The organism is Klebsiella sp. NPDC088457 (assembly GCF_044900465.1).
Classification (GTDB): domain Bacteria; phylum Pseudomonadota; class Gammaproteobacteria; order Enterobacterales; family Enterobacteriaceae; genus Klebsiella.
In genome coordinates, this window is record NZ_JBJDNH010000086.1 from 1 (window position 1) to 7,694 (window position 7,694).

At 49.4% G+C, this 7,694-nt stretch carries 6 protein-coding genes and 2 pseudogenes; 6 read left to right on the forward strand and 2 right to left on the reverse strand.

Annotation, left to right across the window (positions count from 1 at the left end):
* Window positions 1–93: 93 nt before the first annotated feature.
* Together ACI2JR_RS27460 and ACI2JR_RS27465 are read right to left on the reverse strand one after the other, a co-directional pair.
* Window positions 94–591 (reverse strand): annotated as a pseudogene (locus ACI2JR_RS27460) (helix-turn-helix domain-containing protein); the annotation flags it as partial.
* Window positions 592–914: 323 nt separating this feature from the next.
* The gene (locus tag ACI2JR_RS27465; protein ID WP_462480005.1) at window positions 915–1,397 is read right to left on the reverse strand and encodes an Lrp/AsnC family transcriptional regulator; all 483 of its coding nucleotides are present in this window, start codon (window positions 1,395–1,397) and stop codon (window positions 915–917) included.
* A gap of 119 nt (window positions 1,398–1,516) precedes the next feature.
* Here ACI2JR_RS27465 and ACI2JR_RS27470 point away from each other — a divergent pair, with 119 nt between their 5' ends.
* The 6 genes and pseudogenes from ACI2JR_RS27470 (at window position 1,517) to ACI2JR_RS27495 (ending at window position 7,534) form a co-directional block, all read left to right on the forward strand.
* A complete protein-coding gene (locus ACI2JR_RS27470) occupies window positions 1,517–2,707 on the forward strand; it encodes a diaminopropionate ammonia-lyase (RefSeq protein WP_462480006.1) in 1,191 nt (396 codons plus the stop codon).
* On the forward strand, window positions 2,707–3,924 hold the full coding sequence (locus tag ACI2JR_RS27475; RefSeq protein WP_462480009.1) for a Zn-dependent hydrolase: 1,218 nt from the start codon (window positions 2,707–2,709) through the stop codon (window positions 3,922–3,924). The genes ACI2JR_RS27470 and ACI2JR_RS27475 overlap by 1 nt, the downstream gene beginning before the upstream one ends.
* A 24-nt stretch (window positions 3,925–3,948) precedes the next feature.
* Window positions 3,949–5,106, forward strand: coding sequence for a M24 family metallopeptidase (locus ACI2JR_RS27480; protein ID WP_462480007.1), 1,158 nt, complete (start codon window positions 3,949–3,951; stop codon window positions 5,104–5,106).
* A gap of 27 nt (window positions 5,107–5,133) precedes the next feature.
* The gene (locus tag ACI2JR_RS27485; protein ID WP_462480008.1) at window positions 5,134–5,964 is read left to right on the forward strand and encodes an ABC transporter substrate-binding protein; all 831 of its coding nucleotides are present in this window, start codon (window positions 5,134–5,136) and stop codon (window positions 5,962–5,964) included.
* A 61-nt stretch (window positions 5,965–6,025) separates the two neighbouring features.
* Window positions 6,026–6,673: pseudogene (locus ACI2JR_RS27490) on the forward strand (amino acid ABC transporter permease); the annotation flags it as partial.
* Window positions 6,674–6,790: 117 nt separating this feature from the next.
* Window positions 6,791–7,534, forward strand: coding sequence for an amino acid ABC transporter ATP-binding protein (locus ACI2JR_RS27495; protein WP_462480010.1), 744 nt, complete (start codon window positions 6,791–6,793; stop codon window positions 7,532–7,534).
* Window positions 7,535–7,694: the final 160 nt, after the last annotated feature.

Below are 7,694 nucleotides of genomic sequence, written 5' to 3' on the forward strand. Positions count from 1 at the left end.
GTCGGCATGGTTCGAGCGAGCAGATGCCACCGGCTGAATATGAAAACCTATATTATCAACGGCTCAGAAGTGTCTAGATTATCCGTGGCGATTCAGATATCCCGGATGAGCAGTTTCGATTTCGCCACAGGCCTCGTCATCACTGGCTTTACGCTCCAGTGCTGCGATCTGGCTGTCAGTCAGTTCAATTCCATCACGGGCCACTTTTTCTTCCAGTGCTTTCAGCCGTTTTTTGAAATTCTCAAGGTTATGGCGTAACCAGATAGAACGGACACCACTGCCGGAGATAAAAACACCCTGTTTACGCAGCTCGTTGCTGGTCCGGTGCTGTCCGTGTGCCGGGAAAGCGACGGCGTAATCAACAACAGCCTGTTCAGTTGCCTCATCGGTACGGTTCTTAAGGTTAGGTGTGCGGCGACTACGATTAATCAGGGCATCCACACCGCCTTCATCGGCCAGTTCGCGGTAACGATAAAACGTATCACGCGAAACACCCATGATTTTACAGGCTTTTGATACGTTGCTGAGTTCTTCAGCCAGATTGAGTAAACCAGCTTTGTGTTTGATGACGGGATTGGTAGTATGAATCATGAGAGTTACCTCGTGTTTTGTATAAGGATTCGACACCCATATCAAAACCGGTAACTCTCAACCTTTCAAGGCCATGTGTCAGATCAAGTAGCGACTAATACAACATCGTCTTACAGACTAGTGTCGGTCAAAAACATCTGAGCGGATTAAAGTTAAAACGCCTCGCTAAAATTCCTTGTTCCTTGGAACATGTATGCATTGCTAAGCATATCACTTCTGTAAAATTGTATTAATTCATTGCATCACCAGAGTTACTACCAAGTGGCTGTCTGCTTATAATTAAAAATTCCTCCCAATCATAATAGTTTTTACTTATGCACCTCCTATAAGTGGCTCAGTAATAAATCCTGGGAGGCCTTAACACGCTCCATTGCCACATAAGTTCTGAATCGACGCACGTTACCTCCATCAAAAAATAGTTCACGGGTGAGTCTTTCATATTCTTGCATATCTCTAACTGCCAGAATTAAAACGAAATCAATATCACCTGTTACATAGTAACAGTGCTGTATTTGAGGGCAATTGAGAAATCGCTCACGAATTCTATCCAATTCTTCAACAGCTTCATTCTCCACTGAAACGTTAACAATAATCGTGTTATTTACCCCTAATAACTCCGGAGATAATATGCTTTTATTATGGGTGATATAACCAAGAGCCTTTAGTCTCTGTAACCTTTTCGCTACAGCGGGAAGTGAAAGGTTTATTTTCTCGGCTATCTCTCTGACAGGAACCTGATTATCCATTTGAATTATATCAAGTATTTTTTTGTCGAACTCATCAGTTGTCTTAAGTGGTTTCGCCATCTGTGCCTCTCAATTTTTACACGCGAGAAAAATTCTCTCATTAACATCTAATTATGACAGCAATTATCCTACTGAGGGATATATATTCTCCCCATTACCTTGGCACTAAGGATAGAGAGATGCAACTCCATATCAACGCTTCAGATCGGCGGCTTAAATCCTACAACTTCGAGAAATATGTTCCTTTTGGCGCTGAACACCTAGGAGAAATAAAGGATTTACTGCAGTTTTTTGAATATGCCGAAACTCCACTATTCAGGTTAAAAGAACTGGCGAATTCACTGGGTGTAGCAGAGATCTATATCAAGGATGAAGGGCAACGTTCTTCGCTGCGAAGTTTTAAAACCTTAGGGGGGGCGCATGCGGTCATTCGTCTACTACTTGCAGTGGCCGAAGATGAGTTGGGTAGGGCTGTACCACCTGCCGAAGTTTACAGTAAGGAAGTTAGAGATGTTGCATCCCGAATAACCATCTCATGCGCGACCGATGGCAACCACGGTCGCGCGGTTGCCGCCGCCGCAGCCCGACTTGGCTGCAAGGCAGTGATATTTATCCATAAAGGCGTCAGCGAGCGCCGCGCCGCCGCAATCCGTGAACAAGGCGCAGAAGTAATCCGCGTTAACGGAAGCTACGACGACTCGGTGGAATTTACCACGCGCAATGCTGCAGAGAAAGGCTGGCACGTAGTATCCGACACTTCCTGGGCTGGCTATGAAACCATCCCAACTTGGGTGATGCAGGGCTATCTCCCTATGGCGGATGAGATGGTGCGCCAGATTGCTGACGCAAAGCAAAACCCTACGCACATCTTCTTACAGGCAGGCGTCGGTGGTTTTGCCGCCGCAGTGGCAGCGCACCTACACACGAGGTTAGGGAGACGCTCTCCTAAAGTTATTGTCGTAGAACCGGATAAAGCAGCCTGCGTGTACTTCAGCAGTATTAATAACCGCAATACTCGCGTTGAAGAAAGTGCGCCGACGGTGATGGGCATGCTGGAGTGTTATGAATCCTCTCTGGTTGCATGGGACATCCTCGAGCAAGCCGCTGAGGCATTCATTACTGTATCCGACGAAGATGCGCTTCGGGCGATGGCGCGTCTTGCGACGCCACTCAGTGACGATCCAGCAATGTGTGGTGGCGAAAGCGGAGGTGCCGGATTGGCCGGATTACAAGCGTGCGTAAACTCAGCCAGAGCGCGTGAACTTTTAGGGCTTGAATCAGACTCCGTGGTGCTGCTGATCAATACCGAAGGTGCAACGGATGAAGTGCTGTATTCCGAGCTGCTGAGTAAAGGGAGAGAACTGCTGTGATGCCGGAAATCAATGGCACCCGACTGCTGGAGCGACTGGACGCAATGGCGAAAATAAACGGCATCGGCGAACTGACAAGACTAGCACTAACTGATGAAGATGCCCGTGGACGTGACCTGTTGACGCAGTGGCTGAGTGATGCCGGAGCGGAGGTGTGGACCGACCGCATTGGCAATATTCATGGCTTGTACCGAGGCGTAAACGATCAACCTCCGGTCGGCACCGGCTCACACATTGATACGGTGATTAACGCTGGCAGGCTCGATGGCTGCTACGGTGTGCTGGCTGGTGTTGAACTACTTCAAACACTAAATGACTGTGGAATGAAGCCTTCAACTTCGATTGAGGTGGTCGCCTTCAGTAACGAGGAGGGAGTCCGATTCACACCGGATCTTCTAGGTTCTCGGGTGATGGTAAAAGATTTCAGCCTGCATGACGCGCTTAATGTCGAGTCACACAGCGGCGAGCGATTCGGCAGTGAATTGCAGCGCATCGGCTACAACGGCGAATCAGATCCCTGGCTGAACCTGCCGGGCAGCTTTATTGAACTTCATATCGAGCAAGGACCAGTACTGGAGTCGACGGAGAACCATATTGGTGTTGTTGAAGGTGTGCAGGGGCATTCGTGGTGGCAGATCGATGTGCATGGGCAAGCTAACCACGCGGGAACCACTCCGATGAATATGCGACGTGATGCGGGACAGGCGGCAATGCAACTGGCGCAGACACTTAACCACATCGCGGTCAAGGAAGGCCTACCAAATGTGGCCACAATCGGTAGTTTTAGCCTCGAACAGGGTGCAATCAACGTCGTCCCCGGCCACGCACGGTTTACGGTCGACTTTCGTGATGCCAATTCGGAGCGGCTGCGTCAGGCAGACATCCGTCTACATCAGACAGCTCACTCGCTGGAACTGGAGGGCTTTGGAGTTGAACTACGCAACATCTCCCGTGCTGATCCGGTTTTATTCTCAGCTGATATTTGCCGGGCAATTGAGCTGGCTGCAACAAAGAGAACCCCGAGAACACTACGTATGATTTCCGGTGCCAGTCATGATGCACAGATGCTGGCTAGAGTTTGTCCGACCGCGATGATTTTTGTCCCGAGTCGCGACGGCGTCAGTCACCATCCAGCGGAATATACCTCTGTTATCGAACTGACGCTGGGCGCGCAAATTCTTGCCGATACGTTATGGCAACTGGCAAACACCCCTTAATTCATAAAAAATCAGGAGCTTACTATGGAGCTGGCTTTTACCGCACAGGAATTTCAACAACGTATCAATCGGGTGCAGGCGGAAATGCGTCATCATCAGCTTGATGCGCTTCTGGTTACCTCTCCCCCGAATTTCCGCTACTTCAGCGGTTTTGACAGCCAATTCTGGGAAAGTCCCACGCGGCCATGGTTCTTCCTGATCCCAGCGGAAGGGCTGTGTACAGCGATTGTGCCTGAAATCGGCGCGCCCCTTCTGCAGGGTAGCTGGATCGGCACCACATTTAGCTGGCCAGCACCATGTCCGGCGGACGACGGTGTATCACTTCTCGCCGGTGCGCTGGAGAGTCTACCCAAGCGTTTTGGCCGTATTGGAATGGAGTTTGGGCGCGAATCGGTAGTACGCATGCCGCTGAACGATCTCTTTCTACTGAAAAAGCGGCTGACGGCCTTCGAGTTGGTCGATGGTTCGCCGTGCATCTGGAATATCCGTGCGGTGAAGTCTGCTGCCGAGGTGGATTGGATCCGCCAGTCCTGCAGCATCGTCTGTGACGCCTTCGACCACCTGCCCAATTATGCATGTAGTGGGCAAACCGAACGTGAAATCTGTCAGCGGCTTACCTCTGACATCATTCTAGGTGGCGCGCATGCGGTCCCATTTATGGCTGCGGCTTCAGGCCCCGGAGGTTACGAGCAAATCATCTCCCGACCTTCTGGACGCGAGATCTGCGACGGTGACGTACTGATCGTCGACGTCGGTGCGACGGTAAACGGCTACTTCTGTGACTTTGACCGTAATTTCGGATTTGGCAAAGTACCGGATGCTGCCCTGCGGGCAAATGAAGCGCTTTGGGATGCTACCGATGCAGCTATTAAGTTGGCCGTGCCGGGTGCAACCACTACTGATCTTTGGCGCTGTATGAATGAGATGCTGCAGAAGGCTGGTGCACAAGGCTACAACGTTGGCAGGCTCGGACATGGTCTTGGCTTGCAACTGACCGAACCTCCATCTCATATGCCGGGAGATGAAACTGTTCTGCGTGAGGGGATGGTAATAACCATTGAACCGGGCATGGAGTTTGCGCCAGGGAAAATGCTGGTGCATGAAGAAAATATTCATATTACCGCATCAGGGCCACAAATACTGACCCGGCGTGCACCACGAGAATTAATTGTTATTCGTTAACTGTTTAGTTGATATCAGGGGTTAATCATGACTTTCCACAATAAATTTAAAGTTAAAACACTGATGGCATTAGTACTCGTCGGTGCTTTCAACATAGCGCAAGCAGCAGTTGAAACAAAGCAGCCGGGAGTTCTTACTATTGGATCTGATCTGACTTGGGCACCTTATGATTATCTGATTGAGGGGAAAGCTGCGGGATTTGATGCCGACCTAATGAAACTATTATCAAAGTCTCTTGGTATTAAAACTCAAACAGAAGATACCCGTTTTGCTAACCTGGTTCTCGGCCTGACCGGACGCCACTTCGATGTGATCGCATCAGCGTTATACATCACCCCTGAGCGAGCAAAGCAGATTAGCTACATCCCCTACCTGAAAACTGGTGGATCGCTGATGACCTTGAAGGGCAGTGATTTTAAGCCGCAAACACAGAAAGATTTGTGTGGTAAGAAGGTGGCGTCACTTAAAGGTGCGGCATGGGTGCCTGCATTGAATAAACTCTCCACAGGATACTGTTCGGAAAACAAGTTAGGTCTCATTACTGTACAGGAGTACGCTTCCTCCCCCCTGGCGGCACAAGCGCTGTTGTCGCATGCTGCAGATGTGCAGTTTGACGATGCTGCGGTGTCGCAGATGTTGGTTACCCAGACCAAGGGGCGGCTGCAAATAACTTCGAAGACAATTCTTGACCCGGTGATTATCGGTCTCGGCGTCGCTAAAGAAAATCACCAATTGCTTACCGCGCTGACTGATGCATTGGAAGAACAAAAAAAGAACGGTAGCTATCAGGCGCTGCTTAAGAAGTATAACCTTCAGGAACCATCGGCAGACGAGATCGCCGCAGCCTTCAAAGGTTAAACACCCACCCCGGAGCCATAACTACATTATGGCTCGCACTTACTTTTCCGGAGAATGGGAAATGAACTTTGACTGGAATTATCTGCTGAGCCTGTTTGTTGATAGATCTTTCTGGCAGGCAACTTTGACGGTTGTCGAACTCAGCTTATATGCCTGGGTGCTGGGTATTATATTCGGTTTTTTTCTGGCATTGGCAAAGCAGTCTAAAAACCCTTTTATCAGCGGCTTCTCCCGCTTTTATATCTGGTTCTTCCGCAGCCTGCCACTTATGGTATTACTGATTTTCGTCTATAACCTGCCGCAGTTTTTTCCGGCAACCAGCCAGTTTCTCGGAAACCCTTTTATTGCCGGGCTGGTAGCCATGGTACTCAGTGAATCCGCCTATATCGCCGAGATACACCGAGGAGGGCTGCTGTCGATTCCCAGGGGACAACTTGAGGCCGGTAAGGCGCTGGGTATTCGCTATGCTGGCGTGCAACGGCTGATAGTAGTACCGCAGGCATTTCGTGTCGCACTGCCTACATTAATTAACGAATATATCACCATCGTTAAACTTACCTCACTAGTGTCTGTAATTTCACTGACCGAGATTTTGCTAGTTGGCGAGCAGTTGTATACGCAGAACTTTCTAATCCTTGAAACATTGCTAGCAGTGGCATTCTACTACGTACTAGTAGTTACGGTGTTTAGCTTCTTGCTTCAGGCGCTTGAGCGACATTTGGATATCGCACGGCGCACGCCCGGTATTACTAAAGAATTCAACGTCCCCCCATCACAGGTGGCGACACGACGCCGGCTGGACATTGAGCACAAAGGAGAGTTCGCCATTGAGCTTAAGCGAGGGCAGAAGTTCTATGGCGATAACGAAGTAATAAAAACCGTAAGCCTGAAAATCAAATGGGGCGAGGTAGTATCAATTATTGGACCATCAGGCTCGGGTAAAACCACGCTAATTCGCTGCCTCAATGGACTAGAAACGCTGAATAATGGCGCTGTCTGGCTGCAGAATGAGCCCTTCCTGATTGGGTCTTATGCCAATACTAAATATGATGAAAAACAGCATCTTCATCGCATCGTGCATGTCGGGATGGTCTTCCAGGGCTTTAATCTGTTCTCCCACCTTACTGTACTTGAAAACGTAATGCTTGCACCTATCTACCACCGGCATAATTCACGTATTGCCATCCGCCTACTCAGCCTCGCTATGTTGAAGAAGGTCGGTTTAGATGAGCATGCCAACAAATACCCACACCAGCTCTCTGGAGGACAACAGCAAAGAGTAGCTATCGCGCGCGCGCTGGCGATGCAGCCATCGGTGATGCTTTTTGATGAACCTACTTCTGCGCTCGATCCTGAACTTGTGAGTGAAGTTTTAAAAGTGATTGAGGAGCTGGCGCTTGAGGGGATGACGATGGTGATTGTTACCCACGAAATGAATTTCGCGCTAGGCGTCTCGGACAGAATTATCTACATGGAGAAAGGAGAAGTGATCCATGACGCTAAACCAGAGGAAATCCGACAAGGTAGCCAGCCGGAAAGACTGCAACGTTTTTTTGGGCAGGTAGGATGAACCAATAAAGATACTGACCTGCTCCCTGATAATTCACACAGAAGGCTGTTGGTAGAGTCTTAGGACGTGGTGTAAATTCGGCAGGATGGTGAGAGCCATCGGCTTATCCGGTAAGGTAATGGTTAATCAGACGATTATCTTAAAAGGAGTCAACCGATGG